Origin of the sequence: Salinicoccus albus DSM 19776, assembly GCF_000385175.1 — a bacterium.
Taxonomy (GTDB): Bacteria; Bacillota; Bacilli; order Staphylococcales; family Salinicoccaceae; genus Salinicoccus; species Salinicoccus albus.
Genome location: NZ_ARQJ01000033.1, coordinates 316,606 through 342,819 on the forward strand (window position 1 = coordinate 316,606; position 26,214 = coordinate 342,819).

Genomic DNA, 26,214 nt, shown 5'->3' on the forward strand with positions numbered 1-26,214 from the left:
TATTTATAAATTACTGTTGTTCAACCTAATTATTCATGGCAGCCATGTCCTGGACCTGCCTGGGCTGCTTCCCTCTCCGGAAAGCTGTCACCCCTGTTCTGGAGAGTTCTTTGATACCGTATGGCTGCAGCAGGTCAATCAATGCTTCTATCTTGTCCGGCTTGCCTGTAACTTCTATGATCATACTGTCTCTCGAAACATCAAGGACTCTTGCTCTGAATGGTTCGATGGCGCCCTGGATCTCTGCCCGTAATGCTGAAGTACTGCCTACTTTTATCAGCGCCAGTTCCCTGGCAACAATGGAATTATCGGTAATGTCGTTCACTTTCAGAACATCAATCTGTTTATTAAGCTGTTTGGTCAGCTGTTCTATCTTATTCGCATCGTTGACCTCAACAACGAACGTCATCTTGGAAATGCCTTCGGTTTCTGTAGTTCCGACAGTGATACTTTCAATGTTGAATGCTCTTTTGGACATCATGCCCGTAATCCTGTTCAGTACACCGCTGGAATTCTGTACCGTGGCTGTTATTACTCTTTGCATCGCTTTACACCTACCATTTCATGGTTTCCTTTGCCTGGGGCAACCATCGGGAACACTTTATCAAGTTTCTGGACTCTCGCATCCAACAGCACCGGGCCGTCATAGTCAAAGACTTCCTTCATCACCTGCGGCACATCTGTTTCTTTGGAAACACTGATGCCTTTGACACCAAATCCTTCAGCAAGTTTGATGAAGTCTGGATTTTCTGTCATCAATGATGAGGAGTATCTTTCTTCGTAGAAGTCTTCCTGCCACTGTCTCACCATGCCGAGCGCTTCATTATTGACGATGATCACTTTTATCGGCAGATTGTACTGTTTGATGACCGCCATCTCCTGCATTGTCATCTGGAAGCCGCCGTCTCCGACGATCGAAACAACGGTTTCTTCCGGTCTGCCAATCTGTGCCCCGATTGAAGATGGCAGTCCAAATCCCATGGTACCAAGACCGCCTGATGTCACCCATTTATAGGGCTCATTAAACTGATAGAACTGTGCCGCCCACATCTGGTGCTGCCCAACGTCTGTAGTGATGATTGCCTGCCCGCCTGTCACCTTGTACAGCTCTTCGATCAGCCATTGTGGAGAAATCAGATCATCCGAGCGCTCGAACCAGAATGGACTGTCTTTCTTATTCCTGCTCACCTTCTCAATCCAATCACTGCAGTCTTCACATTCTATGTCACGTGCAAGCAGCCCGTTGAGCGCCTCTTTAGCATCACCGACCACCGGAATTTTCGTTTTGATATTCTTGCCGATTTCAGCTGGATCGATATCAATGTGGGCCACCTCTGCGTCTGGTGCAAAATGCTGGATGGCTCCGGTCAGCCGGTCATCAAACCGTGCGCCTATGTTGATGAGAAGATCTGACTCGTAAAGTGCCATATTCGCTGAATATGAACCGTGCATACCAGCCATACCCAGTGACTGCTCATGCTCTCCCGGGAAAGACCCGAGTCCGAGCAGCGTGGTTGTCACCGGCAGCTGGTACTTTTCGGCGAATGCGAGCAGATCTTCAGAAGCATCTGCAAAGTGTACACCTGCGCCGGCAAGCAGAATCGGTTTTTCAGCTTTTGAAAGTGCTTCGGCAAGTCTTCTGAGCTGCAGAGGATTCGGTTTTATCGTCGGCTGGTACCCCGGCAATTCAAAATCACTGCTATAAGCCTCACCTGATATTTCTGAAGCGATATTCTTCGGTATATCAACAACGACCGGTCCCGGCCGTCCGGTAGATGCGATGTGGAATGCTTCGTTTATGATCCTCGGCATATCTTTCAGGTCAGTCACCTGATAATTGTGTTTTGTTATGGGCGTTGTTAACCCGATAACATCCGCTTCCTGAAAAGCATCTGTACCGATAACGCCTGTTGCCACCTGGCCGGTAAATACAACAACCGGCAGTGAATCCATCATTGCATCCGTTATGCCTGTAACAAGATTTGTGGCTCCCGGTCCGGAAGTGGCAATGACGACGCCCGGCTTGCCTGTAACTCTGGCGTATCCTTCAGCAGCATGGATGAGGCCCTGCTCATGTCTGCACAAAATATGCTGAAATGGATTCTTTGCCCGGTAGAGGGCATCGTAAATCGGCAGTACAGCACCGCCCGGGTAACCAAATACAGTGCCGACTTCCTGATCGACAAGCGACTCGATAAATAAATCTGCTCCAGTTCTTAGTGTTCGCTCTGCTTTACTTGTTTTCATTTCAGTCTGAGTCTTCATTACCACTAACCTCCTTGTAAAATTCACGCGAGTCCCTGTGTTACGGCCTGCGGGAAAAACTTTTAGATATAAAAAATGACCCTTTCCTCCCTAAGACGCCCGCCTGTTACCAAGCAGGAGCCGTTATGGGGAGAAAAGAGCCATCTTTCACGTTACCACCCAAGTTTACAGACACCTTGCGGCGACTGCCTCCTGGACTGCCTGGGGCAGTCCGTTTTGATAACGGGTGGTCAATCACCCGGCTCGGCCTATTAAATCAACGTGTGATCTTTCAGTCCGGCACTCTGGGCTGAGATACAGGATGTTGGCATTCCCGGTTTCCAGCTATTATCCGAGTCTCTGGTAAATGTCAAAGCGTCCTGTACGGTCCCTTCGTCGTTTTTCTTTATGCTGCATGTCTCACATTCCAATGTCAGACATTTCTGATATGTGATATTGAACGTAATCTTAAACCCTTTTCGGAAAGAAATCAACCGTTAAATCCAATGATTTTTTATAATTGTCTAATATTTCAGAATTTGAAATCGTTTACATTACTTCCATGTCAAGGTTTAAATTAAAATCGATTTTTTTAAAATTTTTTGTTTGATCTTAAAAAATTTGTCTTTTGGCCAGGTCTGGATGACGAAGGCTTATCCAGCAAAAATCCTCCCGGCATATGCCGGGAGGTTAAAGTCAATACTATCTGTTAAGGTAATCTGTGACCGCACCTTCAGCAGAACTTGTCACATTATGGGCATACTTGCCCAGCACGCCTTTTCTGTAAAGTTCAGGCTGCACCCACTCTGCTTTGCGCTGCTCTATCACTTCATCGGAGACGTCGAAAGAAATTTCTTTATGTTCAGAATCAATCGTCACCAAATCACCTTCTTCAAGAAAGGCAATCGGCCCGCCGCTTTGTGCTTCCGGAGAAATGTGTCCGACGACAAGCCCGTGTGTACCGCCTGAAAAACGGCCGTCTGTGAGCAATGCAACTTTCTGTCCAAGCCCCTTGCCCACCAACAAGCTGGAAACGGAAAGCATTTCAGGCATGCCCGGACCGCCTTTGGGCCCCACATAGCGGATGACCAGCACATCGCCTTCCCTGATTTCATTATTTAATACGGCATCAGATGCCTCTTTTTCTGTGTTGAATACCCTTGCAGGTCCTTCATGGCGTTTAATTTTAACGCCGGATACTTTGGCCACAGCGCCTGTTGGTGACAGGTTGCCCTTGAGCACGATCAGCGGTCCATCTGCACGTTTCGGATTTTCAAGCGGCATGATAACGTCCTGACCATCTGTAAGATCGGCCGCTTCCGCAAGATTTTCAGCAACGGTCCTGCCTGTGACAGTCAGACAGTCTCCATGGAGATATCCTTCACGGTGGAGCATCTTCATCACTGCCTGGACACCGCCAACATTGTAAAGATCCTGGAAGACGTAACGTCCGCTCGGTTTCAAGTCTGCAAGATGCGGCACCTTTTCCTGTATACGGTTGAAATCATCGATCGTAAGGTCCACTTCTGCCGCACGGGCGATGGCGAGCAGATGCAGGATGGCATTTGTGGAACCACCAAGCGCCATGACGACGGTGATGGCATTTTCAAATGCTTTCTCTGTCATGATATCCTTTGGATATATCCCTTGTTCAAGGAGGTTCAACACTGCTTCGCCGGCAGCTTTAACATCTTTTTCCTTGTCTTCTGATTCGGCAGGATTGGATGCGCTGCCGGGCAGGCTCATCCCCATCGCTTCCATTGCTGAAGCCATTGTGTTTGCTGTGTACATACCGCCGCATGCACCGGCGCCCGGACATGCATTACATTCTATGGCATTGAGTTCCTCATCATCAATGTCACCAGCACTGTTTTTACCCACACCCTCGAAGACTGAGACAAGGTCGATATCCTTCCCTTTGTGCCTTCCCGGCGCAATGGTGCCGCCATACACGAATATTGCCGGCATTTCGGCATTGGCAATTGCAATGCCGCATCCAGGGATATTTTTGTCGCATGCCCCGATAGCTACAAGCCCGTCCAGATTTTCAGCCCCGACAACTGTTTCAATTGAATCGGCGATAAGATCACGGGAAGGGAGTGAATAACGCATGCCCTGCGTTCCCATGGAAATACCATCGGATACAGTAATTGTGTTGAACTGCAGCGGGACACCGCCTGAGTCGAGTGCACCCTGTTTTGCCGCTTTGGCAAGATCATTCAGATGGATGTTACATGGAGTCACTTCCGCCCATGTACTTCCGATACCAATCTGGGGCTTCGTAAAGCTGTCATCTGTCAATCCGACGGCCCTCAGCATAGCACGGTTCGGCGCTTTGACATTACTTTCTGTATACACATGACTCTTAATCCGCAAATCTTGTTTAGTTTCTTCCTTATTTGACATTCTGGAAACCACCTTTCTTTTAACGTTGATACGCTTTAAACTTGAACACTTCCGTCATCAGTTTCTGTTGTTTTATCAATCTTACCGCTGTCCGTCTTTTTACTCAGCAGGGTTGCGATCAGAGACCCTGAAATATTATGCCACACGCTGAACAGTGCGGCCGGCACAGCCGACAGCGGCGAGAAGTGTGCTGCAGACAACGCCGCAGCCAGACCAGAGTTCTGCATACCTACCTCGATGGAAACAGCTTTCTGATCTGAAAGATCGAAGCGCAGAACTCTGCCCATTATGAAACCGATGAGATAGCCGAGCAGATTATGCAGAATGACGACCGCAAAAATGAGCAGTCCGGACTGTACAATTGCTTCAGTATTGCCGGAGACTACAGCTGCCACGACACCAACGATACCTATTACAGAAACGAGCGGCAGCACCTGGATACCTTTCTCAACATAATCACCGAGAAGATACCTGGCAACAAGTCCGAGGGCAATTGGCACTAACACAATCTGCAATATCGTCATGAACATGTCCATGAACGATACCGGCAGCCATGCACTTGCCAAAAGCAGTGTCAGTGCAGGTGTCAGGATTGGTGCCAGCAGAGTGGAAACTGCAGTTGCAGTAACACTCAACGCTGTATTACCCTTGGCCAGGAAAGTCATCACATTCGATGAGGTTCCGCCCGGCGTACATCCGACAAGTATCACACCCACTGCAAGTTCAGGCGGCAGCTGAAACAGAAATACCAGTCCCAATGCAACCAGCGGCATGATTGTATATTGCAGCAGTACAGTGACAAGTACCGTTTTAGGTACTTTTAAAACCCGCTTGAAATCTTCAAGTTTTAAAGTAAGCCCCATCCCAAACATTATAATCCCGAGGAGCAGATTGATATAGCCACCAATCCACATAAATCCTTCCGGGAACATAAAAGAAACAACGGCAAATAAAATGACCCAGATCCCGAATGTATTACCAACAAACTGACTGAGTTTACCCGCAGCGTTCATAAACACTCCTCCTTAATGGATTGCAGCATGATTCAGTTTTGATTAAAACTATAAAGAGTATATTAACAGATAATTCTTGAATATCCTAGATGCTGGCTGAAAAATTTTTAGAATCTTTGAAATTAACAAGGCAGTCTGAACCTTCTAAAACCAGTGGGGGGTTATTGTCAGTGTTTTTCCAATTTTTTATGACTAATGCGGTATAAAATGCCCGTTACGACATGAATACATAAAAAATAATCTGGGGGATCTCGTTTCAAGATACCCCAGATTAAGGTCTTTAACTCGTCGTTTTGTTCATTGCTCTCTCTTTCCAAATCCCAGATTACAATTCATCATTATTTCTGCGGTCGACATTTCTTCTGCGTTCTGTCGAAGCGTCTTCCCCGTAACCGTATTCATTGTTCATGCGTGACTCACGGCGACGGTCTTCTGACTCTCTATACAATGAATCATCTTCGCGCTCGGCCTCTTCTGAAAATCCGGAAGTACCGCCGCTTCTTGTGTATTCTTCCTCGGTCACAGGTTCCGTCGTCTCCTGGGAGTCCAGGTTGCTGTCCACATAACGCCCTGCTTCTGACTGCGCTTCACTGTTGCTTTCTTTCCTGTACTCTCTGTCAGTGTCCGCATCGATTGCACGGAACTGACGTGTCTCTTCCATATTATTTTCATCCGTCCCTGAATCTGGAGATTGCGAACGTTCATACGTTACCGTATCATCCCGATACTGGTCTTCACGGAAAGGGCCATCTTGACGACGGCTTCTGTCTTCTCTTAAACTTTCCCCATCATCACGCTGGCCCGGCGCGTCAAACTCATCTCTCCTGGCCTCTCCTCCGCCGTGTTCAAATTCATCGTGATTAATGACACGGTCTTTCCTGACGAACAAAAGGATGGCAGCAATCACAAAGAACAACGGGATAAGTCCAGTGATGATGAAAAATACAAGCGGCGCCGTCAAAATGGCAGTGATCAGCAGGAGGAATCCTGATAAAATCCTGCGGCGCATCGTAATTAAACCAAATAATCCCAGTATTAGCGGCAAAGCAAGGTAAAGTGCAAATATCCAGCTGCTGTTAAGCCAGCCAACAATCATGTCGGCCATTTCTTCACTTGAAACTCCGACAGCCTCTTCAGATGATTGGCCCTGCATCTGCTGCTCCATCGATTGTATAAATGCCTGTCTGAACTGTTCGATAAAATTTGGATCGTTTACCATAACCAAGGCAAAAAACAGAAGTAAAACAGTTATTACCAGCAGACCTGCCCACGCAATCCAGCCAAATATTCTTTCTGCTATCCGGCTGACCGGTTCTACAGTTTGTTTGTAAGATTTATTAGCCATATTGTCCTCCGTTAATTATATCTTTATATTGAATATTACCCTGCACGATATGATTTAATCAAATAAATACTGCATTATTGATTTAAATTTTTATCGTCCGGCCATCTTCACTCTCTTTCAGCTGTTTTACCGCAGTGTAAGCCTCGAAACCACTGGATTTTTTAAATGCTTTGAATACCGTTTTTTCTTCAGACTTCGATGGAATGACTGCTTTGAATCTGCGATATTTTTCTCTCAGTTCTTCCGGGGATATGCCTGCCCCATATGCACGTTCTATCGTCTCAAAAAACTCAACGACATCGATGATTTCCTCTGTCGTCCAATCTGCATCGATCGGGTAGCTGTATTCATCCGGCATTAAATCCTCCCTTTACTCTGTAAAATAAAAGGCGTCCATCATTGGACGCCTGATATATTGATCTGTTACTTACATCGTATGGATCGGCTGGCCAAGTACTACATCTGCAGCTTCCATCGGAATCTCGCCCAGAGTCGGGTGTGCATGGACTGTTAGTGAAATGTCTTCCACCGTCATGCCTGTTTCAACCGCAAGTCCAAGCTCTGCAATGACGTCAGAGGCACCTGTACCGGCCACCTGGGCACCGAGCAGAAGCCCGTCTTCTTTTCGGGAGACAAGCTTAACGAAACCTTCTGTTTCATTAAGCCCGAGTGCACGTCCGTTCGCCGCATATGGGAATTTACCGGTTTGGACTTCGAATCCGGCATCTTTGGCATCTGCTTCATTGTAACCCACAATTGCCAGTTCTGGATCTGTGAAACATACTGCCGGCATGCCAAGGTAGTCAACTTCTGATTTTTCACCGGAAATTACTTCAGCAGCCACCTTTGCTTCATACATTGCTTTATGGGCAAGCGGAGAACCTGGAACGATGTCGCCGATCGCAAAGATATTATCGACGGATGTTCTGGATTGCCTGTCCACTTCGATAATGCCATTATCGTCCATCCTGATGCCAGCTTCTTCAAGTCCAAGTTCATCCGTATTCGGTTTGCGCCCCACGGTAACCAGTACATAATCCGCTTCAATTTCCTCAGTTTTACCTTTAGCTTCATAAGTTACCTTAACGCCGTTGTCAGTTTCCTCCGCGGATTGGGCCATCGCTTCAGTGACAACTTCAACGCCTTTATTCTTAAGTGATTTCTTGACAACCTGTGTGAGCTGTTTCTCAAATCCGCCAAGAATATCTGCGGCTCCTTCAAGAATTGTCACTTCTGTACCGAAGTTGGCATACGCAGTCCCCAGTTCGGAACCAATATAACCGCCGCCGATGACAACAAGCTTTTCAGGTTTTTCTTCAAGGGCAAGCGCACCTGTGGAATCAATGATCCGGCCGCCGAATTTGAATCCAGGGATTTCAATCGGCCGTGAACCTGTAGCGATGATTGCGTTTTTGAATTCATAAGTCTGGGACTGTTTTTCATCCATCACTTTCATCGTGTTGGCATCAACGAAATAAGCTTCACCTTTAACGATTTCCACCTTGTTGCCTTTAAGCAGTCCTTCAACGCCGCTGGTCAGTTTATTGACTACGCCGCTTTTGTATTCTTGTAATTTCGGGAAGTCGAGTTTGACATCTTCAGTAATAATACCCATTTCATCAGAATTCTGTGCCTGATCGTAACGATGTGAAGCAGAAATCATCGCCTTGGATGGGATGCACCCAACGTTCAGACATACACCTCCAAGATCTCCTTTCTCCACAATCGTCACCTTTTGTCCAAGCTGCGCAGCGCGAATCGCAGCTGCGTACCCGCCCGGACCGGCGCCAACAACTACAGTATCAGTTTCAATAGGAAAATCTCCAACTACCATATGCTCTTATCCCTCCATGAGTAATAATTCTGGATTGTTAAGCAAACGCTTAACATGGTTCAATGCAAGCTGTGCTTTCATGCCGTCTATCTGTCTGTGATCATAGCTGAGTGACAGTGCGAGAACTGGTTTAGCCACGATTTCTCCATCCTGTACCAGCGGTTTCTCCTCGATGCGTCCAATGCCTAAAATCGCTACTTCAGGCTGATTGATGACTGGTGTGAACCACTGTCCGCCAGCTGAACCAAGGTTTGAAATTGACATGGAACCGCCTTTCATTTCTTCACTGGTCAGTTTGCCGTCCCGTGCTTTTTCAGCAAGTTCGTTGATTTCGCCAGAAATTTCGAACATGGATTTCTTTTCAGCATCTTTGACTACCGGCACAACAAGGCCTCTGTCTGTGTCAGCAGCAATACCTACATTATAATAATGTTTCTGAATGACTTCAAACGTTTCTCCGTCAACTGAAGTATTTAGTTCAGGGAATTTCTTGAGCGCTGAGACAAGTGCCTTCACAACATATGGGAGGAATGTCAGCTTGACATCATGTTCCTGTGCAACTTCCTTAAATCGCTTCCTGTGATCCCACAGGGCGGAGACTTCCACTTCGTCCAGATGAGTAACATGCGGAGATGTCTGTTTGGAATTGACCATTGCTTTGGCGATCGCTTTTCTCATACCGCTCATCTTCTCGCGTGTTTCTGGATACTGTTCTTCTGGCACCGCAGCTGCTGCCGGTTTTTCTTCCTCTGTTTCTTCTGCCGCTGCAGCCGGCTGTTCGCCTTTGGCAAATGCTTCGATGTCTTCTCTCAGCACCCGTCCGTTCTTGCCGCTGCCGGTCACTTCGTTGATGTTCACATCGTTTTCACGTGCAAATTTGCGGACTGAAGGCATGGCGATGACACGTTCACCTGACACTGCTTTGCCAGCTGTTTTTGTATCCTCGGAAGATTTTTCTGCAGACGTTTCTTTGGCTGCTTCCTTTTCCTCAGTTCCTTCAGATTTTGAAGAGTCTTCCTGCGCTTCAGATTCTTCTGCAGCAGACTCATTCCCGCTGTCTTCAGAGCCGTCATCGATAGTAACGATTACTTCGCCGACTGTTGTGACAACGCCTTCTTCCACATGAATTTTTTTTACCGTACCATCTACCGGAGAGGGAATCTCCACAACGGCTTTATCATTTTGTACTTCTGCAAGCACATCGTCTTCTTTAATTTCATCGCCTTCGGCTACATTCCAGTTGGCAATCTCTGCTTCATGGGTCCCTTCACCAACATCCGGCAGTTTAAATTCATAAGCCACAGTTTATTCCTCCTTTAAATCTTGATTAGAAATCGATTACTTCTTTTGCACGTTCTATGATATCGTCCTTGTTCGGCAGCCATATGTCTTCTGCCTGAGTGAACGGATAAACTGTGTCAGGGGCAGTGACGCGTTTTATCGGGGCTTCCAGGCTCAGAATGGTGCGTTCGGAAAGTTCAGCAACCACCTGGCCGCCGACCCCTGCCTGACGCTGTGCTTCCTGGATGACCACTGCGCGATTTGTCTTTTTCACTGACTCAACCAGCGTTTCGTAATCTATCGGTGACACGGTCCTCAGATCAATGACTTCTGCTGAAATGTCTTCTTCAGCAAGTGCATCCGCCGCTTTGATTGCTTCCTGGACCATTGCACCATATGCGATAAGGGAAACATCTTCACCTTCGCGTTTGACACTGGCTTTGCCAAGCTCTACCGTATATTCTTCTTCAGGAACATCTTCACGGAATGAGCGGTATAATTTCATATGTTCAAGGAAAACCACCGGATCATTGGAACGGATCGCTTCGATTAAAAGTCCTTTAGCGTCTGCTGGGTTTGAAGGGATGACCACTTTCAGACCCGGCGTCTGTGCCATTAGTCCTTCAAGTGAATCCGGATGGAGTTCAGGTGTATGGACACCGCCGCCAAACGGTGCACGGATTAGAATCGGTGCTTCTTTAGTTCCGCCGGAACGTGCTCTGTGGCGTGCGATCTGTCCCGCAACACCATCCATCGCTTCGAAAACAAATCCGAAAAACTGAATCTCCACGACTGGACGGAAATCTTCAAGAGTGAGTCCGAGACCCAGTGAAACCAACGCACTTTCAGCAAGCGGTGTATCGAACACCCTGTCCTCACCAAATTCTTTTTGCAGACCTTCCGTGGCCCGGAAGACACCGCCGTATGCACCGACATCTTCACCGAGCACAAGGACATTCTCATCATTTTTCAATTCAGTCGCCATCGCTTCAGTGATTGCCTGAATCATTGTCAATTCTGCCATTGCTTATTTCGACTCCTTTGCTTTGTAGACTTCATGCTGCTCTTTTAAGTTTGCAGGCATTTCGTCGTACATGTTTTCCATCAGTTGAGTGACTGTCTGTTTTTCAGTATTATCAGCTTCTTTGATTGCTTTCTTGATTTCTTCTTTAGCCTCTTCCATCAGCTCATTCTCTTTCTCTTCATTCCAAAGATTTTTATCCTCCAGGAATTTACGGAAACGGACAAGCGGATCCTTTTTCTCCCAGTCAGAATCTTCATCGGAAGTCCTGTAACGGGTCGGGTCGTCCCCTGCCATCGTGTGCGGACCGTAACGGTAGGTGACTGTTTCGATGATTGTCGGTCCTTCTCCCGCTGTCGCACGTTCACGTGCTTCTTTTGTCACTTTGTAAACGGCAAGCGGATCCATACCATCCACCTGGATACTCGGCACACCAGCAGCCAAGCCTTTTTGTGCAAAAGTTTGTGCAGCCGTCTGCAATTCCTGAGGGGTCGAAATTGCGTACTGGTTGTTTTGGACGACAAATATCGCCGGTGCTTTAAACGCACTCGCATAGTTGAAACCTTCGTAGAAGTCCCCTTGTGAAGATCCGCCATCACCAATATAAGTGATCGCTACTGCATCTTTGGAGCGTTTCTTTATGCCTATTGCTACACCGGCAGCCTGAACATAGTTTGCACCAATGATAATCTGAGGACTCAATGCATTGACACCTTCAGGGAATTGGTTGCCGACGAAATGCCCTTTTGAAAACAGGAACGCTTTAGTGAGCGGCAAGCCATGCCAGATGAGCTGCGGCACATCACGATAACTTGGAACTACATAGTCACTTTTCTCCAGCGCGTAATGGCTGGCCAGCTGTGAAGCTTCCTGGCCGGCAGTCGGCGCATAGAATCCAAGACGGCCCTGGCGGCTCAGTGATATGGAGCGCTGGTCGAGCACACGTGTCCAGACCATCCGGGTCATCATTTCAACAAGTTCATCATCAGACAACTCCGGCATTTCCCCTTCGTTTATCACGTTGCCTTCCTTATCCAGAATCTGATACATTTCAAATTTGCTTTCGATCTCGTTTAGTGTCTTCACTGGATCGAAGCCTTTTTTCTTCGGTGCCATAAACTGTTCACCATACCTTTCAAATTTTCAATGATTAGTTATATTTTATCATATGCTGTTACAATAGTAAAATAAACAAAAATATAACAGATGGTAATGAATACTTACATAGAGGGGGTTTTTATCATATAACAGTAAAATCTGTTGTATGATACAGCGCTTCCATTTTTTATCTCTGAACCAGTTCCTCTATTTCCTGCTTGATCTCATTTACCTTATCGGTTTCTTCACTGAAAGCTGATGTATTGTCTTCAACGGTCTGATATTCCTCGTTCAGGCTGTTCAGACGCTGATCCACCTCATCCTGCGAAATATCTTCTCCCCCGAGATACTCAAATACTTCTTTCTCGCCTTCCAGCACTGATTTATAACTGCTGATCATTTCCTCGTGAGCTGTGAATCTTGATTCCATTGAATCAATCAGGGACTGCGCTTTCTCTTTGTACGACTCATTGGAAATTTCCTCGACATACTGACGGGAAGATTCCATTGCATTCCTGCTGTCTTCCATCACAGAAACTTCAGCATCCAGCTGCTCTATACGCGAGTCAGTATTTTCTACAAGCTGGTCGCTGATATCCGGTAATTCATCCCTGGATGCATCTTCCAGAGACTGCTGCAGTTCAGATTTCTCTTCCTCGAGTGAATTGAATTCTTCTGTTAAAGGTTCTATCTCCTTTTCCACTTCTACGGTCTCCTGAAACGCATTATAAAAATCCCCCAGTTCATCCTCCTCCGATGAACATCCAGCAATTATCACAACGACCAGCATTAAACCGGCTAACAAATTTCTCATTTTCCGACCTCCAGGATTGATAACGATTAATTTTCAGTTTGAGAATAACACAATCACTTGTATATTATAGTATAATAACAGGATGAATAGAAGAAACAGGAGGACATTATTTTGCTGACAATGAAAGATATAATCCGCGATCCCGATCCAAACTTGAGAAAGAAGGCTGCGGAGATAAAAGAAATAAATCAGGAAACTGTCAATCAGTTACGGGAAATGAGAGACTATGTGATCAATTCACAGGATGAAGCAGTGGCTGAAAAATACGGTTTGCGGCCGGGGGTCGGACTGGCAGCGCCTCAGATCGGCCTGGATAAAAGAATGACAGCAATCTATATAGAGGATGAAGAAGGCAGCCCCATTCACGATTACATGCTCATCAACCCAAGGGTGAAGAGCCATTCGGTGACTGAAACATATTTGCCGGCCGGGGAAGGCTGCCTGAGCGTGGACGAAGATTATCCGGGGCTTATCCACCGCTATCAAAGAGTTAAAATTAAGGCGCTGGATATCGAAGGCAATGAATTTGAGCTTAAATTGAGTGGCGTCCCGGCAGTCGTACTGCAGCATGAACTGGATCACCTGGATGGCATCCTCTTCTATGACCGCATCGATAAGGACATGCCCATGGAACCTAAGATTGGCGCCAGGCCGGCAGAATGAAGAAGCGACAAAGGCGCGGCGGGCTCATGTTTACATGAACTCGTCGCGCCTTTGTCGAAACGGTATATTGTGTTCATATAATTTTTCTTTCACTGCTTCAAAAGTATTTTCATCCATTATTTCAGGATCATGGTTATGACGCTTCTTATGCGGATCTTCTCCCTTATCCTCCGCCAGATCATCATACACATAATCCATTACTACGACGCCCGGACGAATATTGAATTCCAGTTTTGTCATGTTGCGGTCTGCACGGTTATACTCGAGCAGCACAGCATCAATAATCTGTTTTTCTTTCATCAGTATATCCCTCCAATCAATCCCATTATAAAGTCTTTGCATGTCAAACGTCTATAATGTAGAATAAAACTAAGCTGAATGAGGGATGTGGTCTTTATGCTCAGGCGTCTGCGCAAGAAACTGAAGCAAAAGCTCAAACGCATTCTCGGTAGAAAAGGGTTGCTCAACAACGATTATATGAAGGGGGAGTAACCCCCTCTGATTTACTGTGCTGTCAGGGGCAGCACAAGTTTTTTATTGACATGAGAACCTAAGTATATTCATATAAATTATTAAAAGACAATTGAAGGAGAATTATCTAAATGGCAGTATTCAAAGTATTTTTCCAGGAAAGACAGGATGCAAGAATTATCAGAGAAGACACATTGACAAGGTATTTCGAAGCAGACTCAGAGACAGAAGTACGACGGGGTCTGAAAGATGCAGCGGCAGCGTATAATATCGAATTCGTACAGGAATTGAGTCCCGAACATCTGGAGTACGAAAGAAATAATAATGCAGACTTTAAGGTGGAGAATCTCTGATGTCTCTTGAAAAGGAAGAAGTTGGTGTTTTCGCCCTCGGGGGACTTGGGGAAATCGGAAAGAACACCTACTGCATAGAGTATAAAGATGAGATAATTATGATCGATGCGGGCATAAAATTTCCAGATGATGAACAGCTCGGCATCGATTATGTAATCCCGGACTACACGTATTTAAAACAGAATAAAGAACGCATCAGCGCACTGATCATCACCCACGGGCATGAGGATCACATCGGGGGCATCCCGTTCCTTCTGAAAGAGATTAATGTGCCGATCTACACAGGGCCGCTTGCACTTGGACTCATCCGCAACAAGCTGGAGGAGCACCATCTTCTCCGGACAGCAGAGCTCAACCCGATTGAAGAATCCACTGTGCTCAAATTCAAACACATGACAATTGAATTTTATCTGACTACCCACTCCATCCCTGAAGCATACGGAGTCATCGTCAGAACTCCTGAAGGCAACATCGTGCACACCGGTGACTTCAAGTTTGATTTCACTCCTGTCGGGGCACCGGCGAACATTGCAAAGATGGCAAAGCTTGGAGAGGAAGGCGTCCTCTGTCTGCTGTCGGATTCGACAAATGCGACTGTCCCGAACTTTACAATCAGCGAAAAAGCAGTCGGCCAGAATGTGGAGGACATCTTCAGGAAATGTGCAGGCCGGATTATTTTTGCGACTTTTGCATCCAACATCTACCGCGTTCAGCAAGCGATTGATGCAGCCGTAAAGTTAGACCGTAAAATATGCGTCTTCGGCCGCAGTATGGAGAATAATATCCGTATTGGTACCGAGCTCGGCTATATTAAAGCACCGCCGGAGACATTCATCGAACCCAGAATGATCAACCGCATGGAGAAGCATAAAGTGATGATCCTTTGTACCGGTTCACAGGGCGAGCCTATGGCAGCTCTTTCCAGAATCGCCAATGGCACACACCGTCAAATCAGCATCATCCCGGACGATACGGTCGTATTCAGTTCTTCACCAATTCCGGGCAATACGCTCAGTGTCAACCGTACGATCAATGCACTGTACAAGGCGGGGGCTGATGTCATCCATGGAAAATTATCAAACATTCATACGTCCGGGCACGGTTCCCAGGAAGAACAGAAACTGATGCTCAGACTGATGAAGCCGAAGTATTTCATGCCGATCCACGGGGAATACCGTATGCTCCACCTGCACAAAGAACTTGCAGTCAACACGGGCATAGATCCTGAGAACGTATTTCTCATGGAACAGGGGGACGTCCTTGCACTTAAAAAAGATCGTGCAAGATACTCACACAGGGTACAGGCAGGCACGGTCTTCATCGATGGTATCGGCATCGGGGATATCGGCAACATCGTCCTGCGGGACAGAAAAGACCTGTCGGAGGAAGGACTCGCCATCGTCGTTGTATCCATCGACTTCAAAACCGGCAAACTCCTCAGCGGACCGGACATCATCTCCCGCGGTTTCGTCTACATGAGAGAATCCTACGGACTCATCCGCAGTTCCGAGAAAAAGATCAAAGGCGATGTAATCAATCTGCTCAATACCAAAGATGACGTTGAATGGTTCCATGTCAAACAGCTCATCATTGAAGAACTCAGCAACCATCTGTATCGGAAAACACGCAGAAGACCGATGATCCTCCCCATGATCATGAGAGTCGATCAGGCACAGGAACAGCAGCGTTAATATACAGTAAAAGGCACCCGTCTCAATTTGTCGAGGCGGGTGCTTCTTTGCGTTGTTGAAAGCTGACAGCAGTCTGATATTGTTATGACTCATGTACTCGCTTTGTTTTCACTTTTGTATCAGCAGCTTTTCAAATCGGGTCAGATCTTTGTCATCACCAATGACAATCAGAATGTCTTTAGTTCTGATCTTAATTGTAGGATCCGGACTGACGATAATGTCGTCATCCCTTTTTATCGCTATGACGCTGACCCCGTACTCTGCCCGGATATCAAGGTCGAGGAGGGATTTGTCGTCAAGTAAATCCGTCGCTTCCAGCTCTACGATGGAATGCCGGTCGGACAATGCAAGGTAATCGAGTACTGAATTGGAAACCAGCTTATGCGCAATCCGCCTGCCCATATCCCTCTCAGGATGTGTAACGTAATCCGCACCGATCTTTTCAAGCACGCGAGCGTGGTGATCACTCTGTGATTTAACTGTTACCTTTTCCACACCCAGGTCTTTCAGGATGACCGTGGTCAATATGCTTGACTGGATATCATCACCGATGGCTACGATGACATTGTCGAAGTTCTTCAGCCCGAGATCTTTGATGACCGACTCATCAGTAGTATTCGCAACGACTGCCTGGGTGGCGATGTCTGCAAACTCGTTGACCCGTTTTTCATCTGCATCAATCGCCAATACGTCCATATCAAGGTTGATCAATTCCTTGACGATACTGCCGCCGAAACGCCCTAGCCCAATCACTGCAAACTCTTTATTCATCAGATTATCCCCTTTTCAAGTCATTTTGGTTCAGTATTTACTTTTATCCTTACCCTGGACGTAATCCTTGTCAAACAGGAATAACCGGAGCAGCAGGGCAAGGCTTGGAATCAGCAGCAGGAGGCCGAGTATAAATACGATGGTCAGACTCATCGCCATGGCATCATTGACGATGGATGTATTTACCTCAACATGCGGATACAGGATATAAGGCATCTTGCTGATACCGTAACCGTAAAACGCAAATGCAAACTGCAGCATGATCATGATGAAGGCAATGCCGTAATTGCGCCGCTTCCATATCAGAAAAATGGCGATGCCCATCGACAACAGACTGAGGCCGAATAAATACCACAATTCCTGGGCATTCATAAAATGCTCATAGTTATGATCACGAAGTCCCAGGAAGACAAACTGCGTGATGACAAGCATCGGCAGCGTCCAGATTAAAAACCAGCGCCGGGTCAGTTCAACCGCTTTTGCCGCTTTGGCCCGGTCTGCGTAAAATGTCAGGAATCCGCTCGATATATAGAGCACTGAAATGATGGCCAGGAATACGACTGACCATGAATATGTGCTGTAGAGCAATGCTTCCAGATCAAGCTGTATGCCGCCGGCATCTTCTATGATATATCCGCCTTCAGAGATGACCAGTGCCACTGATAAAGACGCCGGGATCAGGAGTCCGGTTGCGCCGTACAGAAAATCCCATGATATCTTCGGGATTTTATTGTACGAGTTGAAAGCGTAATAACTCCCGCGTATCGACAATAGTATCAGTGCGATGCTTGCCGGAATCAGAAGCGCTGTACCGTAGTAATATGCAGTATCCGGGTAAAATCCGACGATGCCGACAAAGAAGAACACAAAAAATACGTTTGTCACTTCCCATACTGGATTCAGATATCTTTTTATAATCGGACTGATGATGTTTTCCACACCGGTGACCTTGGCATAGAAATTGAAGAATCCGGCACCAAAGTCAATGGATGCAATGATGATATAGCCGTACAGGAACGTCCACAGCACTGTTATCCCAATGATTTCATAATTCATCAGAGATGACCTCCCTTATTGGACTCACCGTATAGTTCGAGGCGCTCGGCCTGTGCACTTTTATCCTTGAACATTTTAAGCAGCACGTAAACGCAGGTCACTCCGAGTACAGCATACAATGCAACAAATGCAATCAGGGCCATGCCCAGCCCGTCTGCGTTAGTTATTGCTTCAGAAACTCTCATATAGCCCCTCAGTATCCATGGCTGACGACCCATCTCGGCCAGGAACCACCCTGCTTCAATGGCAGCGACCGACAAGGGGCCGGCTAGAACATAAGCGTAGAGCAGTGCCGGGTGGTGTTCGTTCAGGCCCTTGGTGAACTTAGCGATAAAGTAGATGATTGATACACCAAGCGCGTACATGCCGAAGAATACCATGATATCAAAGAAATAATGAATGATCATCGGCGGGTGATTCTCTTCAGGGATATCGTTCAATCCAGTGACTTCCGTATCAAATGAACTGCCTGCCAAAAAGCTCAGGAAACCGGGAATTCTCAGTTCATAATTGATTTCCTGCGATTCTTCATCCAGCATCCCGAATAGCACCAGATCTGCATTTTCTTCCGTGTCGAAATGCCATTCCATCGCAGCCAGTTTTTCGGGCTGATGGTTGTGCAGGAATTTCGCTGAGAAATCACCCGCAAGCACTGTAAGCAGTGCAGTAATGACACCAGCGACCATCATCGCTTTCAGACCTTTTTTATGATAAGTACGATCTTCTTTAAATTTGGAACGGAGCAGTTTGAAGGCACCGATCGACGCAATGATGAATACCGCCGTCATATAGGCAGTCGCAACGACGTGGAACATTCTGACCCAGCTTGAAGGGTTGAACATTGCAGTCAGCGGCTCAGCGTTGATAAGTTCGCCATCTGCCATATCAAACCCTGCCGGTGTATTCATGAATGAATTTACCGTCGTGATGAAAACAGCAGATAAGGTTGCCCCTAAAATGATCGGTATGTTCAGCATCCAATGATACCACAGATTCTTGAAACGATCCCAGGTGTAAAGGTAGATCCCAAGGAAAATCGCTTCAAAGAAGAAAGCGAATGTTTCCATAAATAACGGCAATGCGATAATTTGCCCGCCCAGCCTCATAAATTCCGGCCAGATCAGTGACAGCTGTAAACCGATGATCGTACCGGTCACGACACCGACAGCAACGGTCACCGTATACCCTTTGGCAATGCGTCTTGCCATCGTCAGATAATCGGTGTCTTTTTTCCTGATGCCAAGGAACTCCAGCACCATGATGACAATCGGCATACCGACACCGATTGTAGCAAAAATGATATGGAAACCGAGTGTGCTGGCAGTCAGTACACGGCCAAGAATAACATCATCCATTCAATCACCCCATTAGTAACTTACCCTCAATTATAGTCCGTAAGTAGACTGTATGATAACTGCAAAGTTCCAATTTTCATGACATTTTTGTGAAATTATTATCAATAATATGAATAAACACCCGCATATCAATTGATGCAGGTGTTTATCGACGTTTATCCTTCTGTTCCAGCAGTCTGATCTTCCCGCACTCTCATGAGGAATATGATCCCGATGGCAATCATGACGATTAAACTTGTAATTGCCGCGCGTGACGCAAGCGCGCCGTAATCCGCCAGCATCCACGTGATTGAGCCATAGATAAACGGGCCGACAATCGCGCTCATCTTTGCACTGAAGGCAAAGAGCCCGAAAAACTGGCCTTCAGTGCCCTCCGGTGAAAGCTCAATAATCATGGTACGGCTGACGACCCACGTGGAGCCCATCGCAATCCCGAAGAATACAGCAGCAATCCAGAACGTCCACATCGGCAGCGGAATTGCAGCGATGGCCACTGCGGTCCCCAGCACTGTGGCGATGATCAGGAAAGTCTTTTTGGAACCGATCGCCCGGTTGACGAAACTGAAAACAATCGCTCCGACGATTGAAAAAGCGGTTGCCACCATGAAGATGATCAGGAATGCGCCCGGTTCAAACCCGACAACCGTCGTAGCATACGGCTGCATCATCGCAATCGCAGTTGCCAACGCGTCATTGACAAAGAAATACGCAATCATAAAGAAAAAGATCGAAGGATAGGCACGCGCCATTTTGAATGTATGATAAATATCCTTATACCCTTTTAGGAAGGGCTGTTTCGGCTTAGGCCGTGTTTTCTGATCTTTATTAATGATAAACAACGGCAGTGCAAACACCAGAAACAAAATCCCGGATAACCAGAACGTATTGTGTACGCCGGCATCACCAACAAGCAGCATTACCGTGAGAATGCCAAAAAGCGTTCCCAAATAACCGAGCGCCACACCAAAACCGGAAATGAGGGGGATTTCCTTCTTATTGCCAAGGCTGGAAAGCATCCCATCGTAGAATACATTCCCGGAGTTGTATGCAAAACGGGCAAAAACAAAAAGTATAATCGTCAAGACGAGCCCGTTCGGCAAGCCGAACCAGCGGTCAGTATCCATACCGCCAAATACACCCATCAGAATCGTTGCAGTCACACAGAGCAGCGTAAACAGCATCACAAATTTTTTACGCGCGCCCGTACGATCCATTGTCACACCGTATAAAGGCGAGAAAAGAATGAGCAGACCCGCTGACACAGCATTGGCATAAGCGATAACTGTAGAAGCAATCTGTTCCAGGCGGGGGGTGGAACCCACCACTTCAGTTATGTATTGCGGGAAAAATAATGTAACGATATTCGCACTGAAAATCGTATTCGCAAAATCAAATAGCGCCCACGCTAAAATCGGCAGCGTCAAATACAGTTGAATCGGACTGCGTGTCTGTTCCTTCAATATCCGGCACCCCACTTTTTCCCAAGTATAACAGATGCCTGCAGGTTTAGGGAGCTGATGAAAATTTTTAACTGAATGGTTGTTTTAGAATTTTAATGGCACTGAACATGCCCTTCAATAACCGTTAAACTTCAAAAAACCTCCACGCGCAAAAACGCGTGGAGGTTCTCCTGCATATTTTATACTCGGCTCGTATATTCATCGACAAGTGCCAGCACTTCTTCTGTATCTTTACATTCGAGTGCTGATTCTACGAGTTTTTCCATGTCTGTTTTCTTCAATCCTGAAAGCTGCCTGCGCGCTTTCAATACGGATGAGGCGCTCATGGAGAATTCATCCAGCCCGAGTCCAAGCAATAATGGAACGGCCTTTTCATCTCCCGCCATTTCTCCGCACATTCCTGTCCATTTCCCTTCTTTATGGGAAGCGTCAATGACCATTTTGATCAGACGCAGCAAGGCAGGATGGTACGGCTGATACAGGTAGCTGACAGCTTCGTTCATACGGTCTGCTGCCATTGTATACTGAATCAGATCATTCGTACCAATTGAGAAGAAGTCCACTTCTTTAGCAAACTGGTCTGCAATGATGGCAGCAGAGGGTATCTCAATCATGATGCCGACTTCAATATCATCTTTAACCTGGACGCCTTCGTCCTTCAATTTGTTTTTTTCTTCGACAAGCAATGCTTTTGCCTGATTAAATTCTTCTATTGTTGCAATCATCGGGAACATAATTTTAAGGTTACCGTGCGCACTTGCTCTGAGCAGCGCTCTCAACTGTGTTCTGAAAAGTTCCTGATTGTCGAGCGTCATGCGGATCGCACGATATCCGAGGAACGGATTCAATTCTTCGGGCAGATCCAGATACGGAAGTTCTTTGTCTCCGCCTACATCCAGCGTACGAACAACGACGGGGCTGCCATCCAGTTTCTCCAGTACTGCCTTGTAAGCTTCGTACTGTTCTTCCTCACTCGGAATCTCCGTTCTTCCCATGTAAAGAAATTCTGTACGGTAAAGGCCGATGCCTTCAGCACCGTTTGATACAACCCCATCAAGATCGTCCGGTGTACCGATGTTGGCGGCGAGTTCCACTGTGACATCATCCATGGTTTTGGATGGTTCGTCCACAAGTTTTTTAAGCGCTGCCTTGTCCTCTTCAACTCTGGCTGCTTTATCTTCATAGACCTGTATCTCTTCATCGTCCGGATCGACAATGACATCACCAGCACCGCCGTCCACGATAATCTGCTGGCCGACGGTCACAGCATCTGTCACTTCCCTGGTCCCGACGACTGCGGGAATTTCAAGTGAACGTGACATGATTGCAGAATGAGAGGTACGCCCGCCGACATTTGTCACGAATCCTTTGACAAATTCCTTGTCGAGCTGGGCAGTATCTGAAGGTGACAGATCTTCAGCAACAATCACTACTGGTGTAGAAATATTGCTTGGCGTCGGAATTTCCTTCCCCAATATCTGGGCAAGCACACGTTTTGATACGTCTTTGACATCCGCAGCCCTTTCCTTCATGTATTCATTATCCATGCCTTCGAAAATCGTGACAAACTGATCGCGCGTATCACACAGCGATTGTGCCGCACTTTTTTTCTCATTGCGGATACCATCCTCTATCGGCGACAAGAACTCAGGGTCATCGAGCACGAGCAGATGGGCATCAAAGATTGCCGCATGCTCTGGTCCCACCGTTGACTCTGCGTGATTACGGATCTTGGTAATCTCCACCTTCGCCTGGTTGAATGCGCCTTTAAAACGCTCCACTTCGCTGTCTTTCTCATCCTCTTCAATTGTATCCCCGTCAAAAGACAGGTCGGGCTCCTCCAATGAATAAACAGACGCGATAGCCACGCCATCACTTGCCCCTATCCCTTTTAAAATCTTAGACATCAGTCAGTCAGTCCTTCTTTAGAAAGCGTTTCAGTAATTGCTTCAATCGCCTCAGCTTCATCCTTGCCTTCCACATGTACAGTCACTTCCGAATCCTTCCCGACGCCGAGTGACATTACCCCCATAATGGATTTAAGATTTACTTTCTTGGCGTTGAATTCCAGCTGGATATCAGAGTCATACTTGGATGCGGTCTGGACAAGAATTGTCGCAGGTCTTGCATGAATCCCTGTTTCGTCTGTGATTAGATAAGATTTCTGTTCCATTGTGCCAGTCTCCTTTTGCTTGCATTGATATATTTTAATAGTTCATGAAAATGATTACATGATTATTGCTATTGTATCACGGTTAGGTATGCTAATGCTAATATACCACAGTACATAGACGCTTAAACTTTACAAATTTAGTCCGTGCCGGGACTGAAAAAGTCTCACTCCTGCAATTCTTCGATAAAATGTAAAAGACACTCTGTTTCAGAGTGTCTTTAATCAGGCTGCATTCATCTGTTTTGATGCTTTTAGACATTTTTCTATATGATCATACCCAAGTTTTTTCATCATTCTGTAACTGATGAGAGCACCTGCCCCCTGACCGATAATCGGCAGCAGGCGAAAGCTTTTCTTCGCTGAGTTTTTCGCGAGACGTTTCATCAGAAATTTCGTCACCCGAGTGGAAACAAACTCGCTGCCCATGCTGGTAGCCATGACCGCAAAACGGTTCCGGGTATCATCTGTCATCCTGCTGACCTGTTTATGATTCAGATCAAATATTTCCTCTATATCATCGGTAAGATCGTTCATCAGCTTCATATCCGTACCGATATCAAGGAACGGAATCGGTACGGCTGCCGCTGCTGAAGAATAGAACGCCTTCTTGTCCACAAGTTCTCGCGCTTCTTTCTCCCTTTCTTTTAATTCCGCGTCAGTGAACGGATATCCACTCATCATCAAAACTCCTTTTATACTCTATTAAGTCAGGACAGTGTATTCATACCCGTATTTTTATCTTTACTAACACGGGCAAGTCCGCCATGACGCAGCCAATTCCACTGAACAGTCAGAAAGCAGCTGTATTTACTTTATCTGAATGTCTGCCTTTCCATCATGAATCTGTGGAAAAGACTGGCAGCCAGCGCACTCGTACGGTCATTTGCATCGAGCTTCGGCGCCACTTCACTGATGTCGAAACTGACCAGGTTGGGCACTTTTGCCAGGCTGCCGATCATCGAATGCACTTCCTCAGCTGTAAACCCATTCGGCGCTGGCATACTTGTCCCGGGGGCCGCACCCTGCTGTACGGAATCCATGCACAGTGTAGCAAATACAACATCATATGCCCCCATGTCATCGAGCGACTCCTGGAAAACATCCGAACTGCGCACTTCTTCCATCAATGCATATTTCACACCGAACGCATCGGCAGTATCAAACAGCGTCTTCGTGTTGCCGCTCAGCTGGATGCCGAATACATAATAATCCACTTGATCATCTTCGGACAGGATCTGATGGAACATCGTCCCCGAAGACGGACGCTCCTGGCGCATATCAAAGTGTGCATCCAGATTTACAACAGCAATCTTCGCATCCGGATATCGTGATCTGACACCGAGGTAATGTCCATACAAAGTCTCATGGCCGCCCCCAATAATCAGCGGGAACTGATTGTTGCCGAGCACAGTCTCCACGTGTTCCCCAAGGGCTTTCTGCGAGCCTTCAAGATCTTCATCACCCATTACACTCCCGTAGTCATAGGCAGCATCGACATAGGGCAGCGAGGCCATCTTCTCTCTTACTGTAAACGGTCCTTCTGCTGCACCAGCCCGTCCCTGGTTGCGGCGGACTCCTTCCTCCGAACTAAAACCGATGAACACCGGTTTACTTGCCTGAGTGTCTTCATGCCATTCGCCCACCACCTGATGGAACCTCTCATGAATATCAGGGTTATCTATGCGGCCATTATAAGTGTATGTCCTCAATTCTTTCATTTCTCTGCCTCCCCGTTAAACTCTTTGAAAATACTGATCAGAACAAGCGGTGTCGATATCAGTACCAGCAATACATTGAACGGCAGTATGAACAACGACAGCTCCACTTCTTTGAATAAGGTGATATACAAACTCACACTTACCTTTAACCAAAGGGCGGCAATGATAATCATCTGTCTGTGATAAAATTTATTCTGCGTCAGATTGAAAAATGTTGTAAACAGGTAAAGTACTGCCAGGACCAGCGCCAGGAACAAGTTCACCCATTCATATATATAGTTCATCTGTGACAGTCTGAAATAGCCTTCTGTGAATACACCGTGACGGTTGTTGAACTCAATCAGTATGAATATCAGCATGAGTGTCCCGAGCAGCAATTCAATATACCCTGGTCTGAGCCATCTGGGCAATTCGATTTCCAGAAAAGCTTTCGTTCTTTCGAGCACCCCGTTCCTGAAATCATACAGTTGTTTTGAAAACCCTAAATACTCGTCCGGATGCAGTCTATTCCTTTTGGACTGCCGAATCATCTCACCATTTTCATCACGCTTCGGTTTCTTAAGCAGGTTTTTCGATTTGGACAGAAATACGCCGACCCCCAGTGCACACAAAGACAGGATCCACATGATGGCAAAGAACATATCGATCGACAGTACGTCTGTCGGTGTAATCGTTGATTCTATGTTTGAATAGACAGCATTCTGCGTGAGGAAATATGCGATTCCATAGAAAAACAGAATGACCATATACTGTTCTTTCCTGTGCCGCGGGTCGAGATATTCCTTGAAAATGTTATAGAGCATATGAACGATAAAAGCGGCCATGTAGGTCAATGCCCACCAGCCATAGACCTGGTGCATCAGAACTGTCGTAATCATAAATAGGAAAAACGAAAGGCCGGTGAAAAGAAATGACAGTTCCGTGTCGTATTTTGTCGTCCGCTTGACAGTTGCTGCAACTTTGAACATTCCAACGCCGGCCAGAATGATCAGAATGCCCGCAATAATGGGAAACGGGCCGATCATCATACCAAGTACATTCGTCACTTCGAGGAAGAATGCGTTGATCAAATCGAAAATTGTATCTATGGAGGATTCTTCCATTCCGGATGCATCCCCCCTGATGTTCCCTGTATTAAAGAGAATAAAAATTCCGAGCATTGCAAAGAATATTCCAAGCAGTATGCTGATATATACTTCAGACCGGTCTCTGAGCTTCTTCATCATGATCCACCTCAATCCATTCACAATTATAAATCAAAACACTTTCCATTGCATTTAATGTCATCATTCATAAAACTAATTTTCCTTTGGTGGATTTTATAATGAACTTAGCCACCTTTGATACAAAAAACGCCATGTGAATTTCATGTTATATTGAAGTTAGCAGACTCTCAATAAAGGAATGAAATCACATGACGCAACTTCATGATACCACTGAATCCATC

General features: G+C 46.4%; 24 protein-coding genes. 3 read left to right on the plus strand and 21 right to left on the minus strand.

What is annotated here, in order from left to right; translation table 11 throughout:
* Window positions 1–25: 25 nt before the first annotated feature.
* The 11 genes from ilvN to G343_RS0113950 all read right to left on the minus strand — a co-directional run bounded on the left by ilvN (window position 26) and on the right by G343_RS0113950 (window position 13,056).
* Window positions 26–544, minus strand: a complete 519-nt coding sequence (gene ilvN, locus G343_RS0113900) for an acetolactate synthase small subunit (protein WP_020008773.1) — start codon at window positions 542–544, stop codon at window positions 26–28.
* A complete protein-coding gene (gene ilvB, locus G343_RS0113905) occupies window positions 532–2,265 on the minus strand; it encodes a biosynthetic-type acetolactate synthase large subunit (RefSeq protein ID WP_020008774.1) in 1,734 nt (577 codons plus the stop codon). Before ilvB ends, ilvN begins: the two co-directional genes overlap by 13 nt.
* Before the next feature lie 681 nt (window positions 2,266–2,946).
* Window positions 2,947–4,650 carry a dihydroxy-acid dehydratase gene (ilvD, locus tag G343_RS0113910; RefSeq protein WP_020008775.1) on the minus strand — a complete coding sequence of 568 codons (1,704 nt, stop codon included), beginning with the start codon at window positions 4,648–4,650 and terminating at the stop codon, window positions 2,947–2,949.
* 35 nt (window positions 4,651–4,685) lie between these two features.
* Window positions 4,686–5,663 (minus strand): bile acid:sodium symporter family protein, encoded by a 978-nt coding sequence (locus tag G343_RS0113915; RefSeq protein WP_020008776.1) that lies wholly within the window; start codon window positions 5,661–5,663, stop codon window positions 4,686–4,688.
* A 325-nt stretch (window positions 5,664–5,988) separates the two neighbouring features.
* The gene (locus G343_RS0113920) at window positions 5,989–7,008 is read right to left on the minus strand and encodes a DUF4064 domain-containing protein (RefSeq protein ID WP_020008777.1); all 1,020 of its coding nucleotides are present in this window, start codon (window positions 7,006–7,008) and stop codon (window positions 5,989–5,991) included.
* A gap of 82 nt (window positions 7,009–7,090) precedes the next feature.
* On the minus strand, window positions 7,091–7,366 hold the full coding sequence (locus tag G343_RS0113925) for a UPF0223 family protein (protein WP_020008778.1): 276 nt from the start codon (window positions 7,364–7,366) through the stop codon (window positions 7,091–7,093).
* A gap of 69 nt (window positions 7,367–7,435) precedes the next feature.
* Complete coding sequence (gene lpdA, locus G343_RS0113930; RefSeq protein ID WP_020008779.1) at window positions 7,436–8,842, minus strand: dihydrolipoyl dehydrogenase; 1,407 nt, start codon at window positions 8,840–8,842, stop codon at window positions 7,436–7,438.
* A 6-nt stretch (window positions 8,843–8,848) separates the two neighbouring features.
* Window positions 8,849–10,144 carry a dihydrolipoamide acetyltransferase family protein gene (locus G343_RS0113935; RefSeq protein WP_020008780.1) on the minus strand — a complete coding sequence of 432 codons (1,296 nt, stop codon included), beginning with the start codon at window positions 10,142–10,144 and terminating at the stop codon, window positions 8,849–8,851.
* A gap of 25 nt (window positions 10,145–10,169) precedes the next feature.
* A complete protein-coding gene (locus tag G343_RS0113940) occupies window positions 10,170–11,147 on the minus strand; it encodes an alpha-ketoacid dehydrogenase subunit beta (protein ID WP_020008781.1) in 978 nt (325 codons plus the stop codon).
* A gap of 3 nt (window positions 11,148–11,150) precedes the next feature.
* Window positions 11,151–12,260 (minus strand): pyruvate dehydrogenase (acetyl-transferring) E1 component subunit alpha, encoded by a 1,110-nt coding sequence (gene pdhA, locus G343_RS0113945; RefSeq protein WP_020008782.1) that lies wholly within the window; start codon window positions 12,258–12,260, stop codon window positions 11,151–11,153.
* A gap of 169 nt (window positions 12,261–12,429) precedes the next feature.
* On the minus strand, window positions 12,430–13,056 hold the full coding sequence (locus tag G343_RS0113950; protein ID WP_020008783.1) for a YkyA family protein: 627 nt from the start codon (window positions 13,054–13,056) through the stop codon (window positions 12,430–12,432).
* Window positions 13,057–13,167: 111 nt separating this feature from the next.
* On the opposite strand from G343_RS0113950, the gene def reads away from it, so the two are divergent.
* Entirely contained in the window at window positions 13,168–13,719 is a 552-nt protein-coding gene (def, locus tag G343_RS0113955; protein ID WP_020008784.1) for a peptide deformylase, read from the plus strand.
* Between the two features lie 30 nt (window positions 13,720–13,749).
* Here the strand turns inward: def and G343_RS0113960 are convergent, their stop codons facing one another.
* Complete coding sequence (locus G343_RS0113960; protein WP_020008785.1) at window positions 13,750–14,019, minus strand: hypothetical protein; 270 nt, start codon at window positions 14,017–14,019, stop codon at window positions 13,750–13,752.
* Window positions 14,020–14,321: 302 nt separating this feature from the next.
* Between G343_RS0113960 and G343_RS0113970 the strand changes: the two genes are divergently transcribed.
* Entirely contained in the window at window positions 14,322–14,543 is a 222-nt protein-coding gene (locus tag G343_RS0113970) for an RNA polymerase epsilon subunit (RefSeq protein WP_020008787.1), read from the plus strand.
* Complete coding sequence (gene rnjA, locus G343_RS0113975) at window positions 14,543–16,234, plus strand: ribonuclease J1 (RefSeq protein WP_020008788.1); 1,692 nt, start codon at window positions 14,543–14,545, stop codon at window positions 16,232–16,234. The genes G343_RS0113970 and rnjA overlap by 1 nt, the downstream gene beginning before the upstream one ends.
* Window positions 16,235–16,342: 108 nt before the next feature.
* On the opposite strand, the gene G343_RS0113980 is transcribed toward rnjA, so the two are convergent.
* The 9 genes from G343_RS0113980 to auxA form a co-directional block, all read right to left on the minus strand.
* On the minus strand, window positions 16,343–17,005 hold the full coding sequence (locus G343_RS0113980) for a potassium channel family protein (protein WP_020008789.1): 663 nt from the start codon (window positions 17,003–17,005) through the stop codon (window positions 16,343–16,345).
* A gap of 30 nt (window positions 17,006–17,035) precedes the next feature.
* A complete protein-coding gene (locus G343_RS0113985; protein ID WP_020008790.1) occupies window positions 17,036–18,061 on the minus strand; it encodes a cytochrome d ubiquinol oxidase subunit II in 1,026 nt (341 codons plus the stop codon).
* Entirely contained in the window at window positions 18,061–19,416 is a 1,356-nt protein-coding gene (locus G343_RS0113990) for a cytochrome ubiquinol oxidase subunit I (protein WP_020008791.1), read from the minus strand. Before G343_RS0113990 ends, G343_RS0113985 begins: the two co-directional genes overlap by 1 nt.
* A gap of 155 nt (window positions 19,417–19,571) precedes the next feature.
* Window positions 19,572–20,876: an MFS transporter gene (locus G343_RS0113995; protein WP_020008792.1), complete on the minus strand. Its 1,305-nt coding sequence runs from the start codon at window positions 20,874–20,876 to the stop codon at window positions 19,572–19,574.
* 179 nt (window positions 20,877–21,055) lie between these two features.
* Window positions 21,056–22,783, minus strand: coding sequence for a phosphoenolpyruvate--protein phosphotransferase (gene ptsP, locus G343_RS0114000; protein ID WP_020008793.1), 1,728 nt, complete (start codon window positions 22,781–22,783; stop codon window positions 21,056–21,058).
* Window positions 22,783–23,049, minus strand: a complete 267-nt coding sequence (locus G343_RS0114005; RefSeq protein ID WP_020008794.1) for a phosphocarrier protein HPr — start codon at window positions 23,047–23,049, stop codon at window positions 22,783–22,785. The genes ptsP and G343_RS0114005 overlap by 1 nt, the downstream gene beginning before the upstream one ends.
* Before the next feature lie 222 nt (window positions 23,050–23,271).
* A complete protein-coding gene (locus G343_RS0114010) occupies window positions 23,272–23,727 on the minus strand; it encodes a hypothetical protein (RefSeq protein ID WP_020008795.1) in 456 nt (151 codons plus the stop codon).
* Between the two features lie 134 nt (window positions 23,728–23,861).
* A complete protein-coding gene (locus G343_RS0114015) occupies window positions 23,862–24,767 on the minus strand; it encodes a formimidoylglutamase (RefSeq protein ID WP_020008796.1) in 906 nt (301 codons plus the stop codon).
* Window positions 24,764–25,990 carry a lipoteichoic acid stability factor AuxA gene (gene auxA, locus G343_RS0114020; RefSeq protein WP_020008797.1) on the minus strand — a complete coding sequence of 409 codons (1,227 nt, stop codon included), beginning with the start codon at window positions 25,988–25,990 and terminating at the stop codon, window positions 24,764–24,766. Before auxA ends, G343_RS0114015 begins: the two co-directional genes overlap by 4 nt.
* Between the last annotated feature and the right edge of the window lie 224 nt (window positions 25,991–26,214).

Coding starts and splice junctions, on each gene's coding strand:
- ilvN (WP_020008773.1), bottom strand. CDS start 544: ATGCAAAGAGTAATAACAGCCACGGTACAGAATTCCAGCGGTGTACTG.
- ilvB (WP_020008774.1), bottom strand. CDS start 2,265: ATGAAGACTCAGACTGAAATGAAAACAAGTAAAGCAGAGCGAACACTA.
- ilvD (WP_020008775.1), bottom strand. CDS start 4,650: ATGTCAAATAAGGAAGAAACTAAACAAGATTTGCGGATTAAGAGTCAT.
- G343_RS0113915 (WP_020008776.1), bottom strand. CDS start 5,663: ATGAACGCTGCGGGTAAACTCAGTCAGTTTGTTGGTAATACATTCGGG.
- G343_RS0113920 (WP_020008777.1), bottom strand. CDS start 7,008: ATGGCTAATAAATCTTACAAACAAACTGTAGAACCGGTCAGCCGGATA.
- G343_RS0113925 (WP_020008778.1), bottom strand. CDS start 7,366: ATGCCGGATGAATACAGCTACCCGATCGATGCAGATTGGACGACAGAG.
- lpdA (WP_020008779.1), bottom strand. CDS start 8,842: ATGGTAGTTGGAGATTTTCCTATTGAAACTGATACTGTAGTTGTTGGC.
- G343_RS0113940 (WP_020008781.1), bottom strand. CDS start 11,147: ATGGCAGAATTGACAATGATTCAGGCAATCACTGAAGCGATGGCGACT.
- pdhA (WP_020008782.1), bottom strand. CDS start 12,260: ATGGCACCGAAGAAAAAAGGCTTCGATCCAGTGAAGACACTAAACGAG.
- G343_RS0113950 (WP_020008783.1), bottom strand. CDS start 13,056: ATGAGAAATTTGTTAGCCGGTTTAATGCTGGTCGTTGTGATAATTGCT.
- G343_RS0113960 (WP_020008785.1), bottom strand. CDS start 14,019: ATGAAAGAAAAACAGATTATTGATGCTGTGCTGCTCGAGTATAACCGT.
- G343_RS0113970 (WP_020008787.1), top strand. CDS start 14,322: ATGGCAGTATTCAAAGTATTTTTCCAGGAAAGACAGGATGCAAGAATT.
- rnjA (WP_020008788.1), top strand. CDS start 14,543: ATGTCTCTTGAAAAGGAAGAAGTTGGTGTTTTCGCCCTCGGGGGACTT.
- G343_RS0113980 (WP_020008789.1), bottom strand. CDS start 17,005: ATGAATAAAGAGTTTGCAGTGATTGGGCTAGGGCGTTTCGGCGGCAGT.
- G343_RS0113985 (WP_020008790.1), bottom strand. CDS start 18,061: ATGAATTATGAAATCATTGGGATAACAGTGCTGTGGACGTTCCTGTAC.
- G343_RS0113990 (WP_020008791.1), bottom strand. CDS start 19,416: ATGGATGATGTTATTCTTGGCCGTGTACTGACTGCCAGCACACTCGGT.
- ptsP (WP_020008793.1), bottom strand. CDS start 22,783: ATGTCTAAGATTTTAAAAGGGATAGGGGCAAGTGATGGCGTGGCTATC.
- G343_RS0114005 (WP_020008794.1), bottom strand. CDS start 23,049: ATGGAACAGAAATCTTATCTAATCACAGACGAAACAGGGATTCATGCA.
- G343_RS0114010 (WP_020008795.1), bottom strand. CDS start 23,727: ATGAGTGGATATCCGTTCACTGACGCGGAATTAAAAGAAAGGGAGAAA.
- G343_RS0114015 (WP_020008796.1), bottom strand. CDS start 24,767: ATGAAAGAATTGAGGACATACACTTATAATGGCCGCATAGATAACCCT.
- auxA (WP_020008797.1), bottom strand. CDS start 25,990: ATGAAGAAGCTCAGAGACCGGTCTGAAGTATATATCAGCATACTGCTT.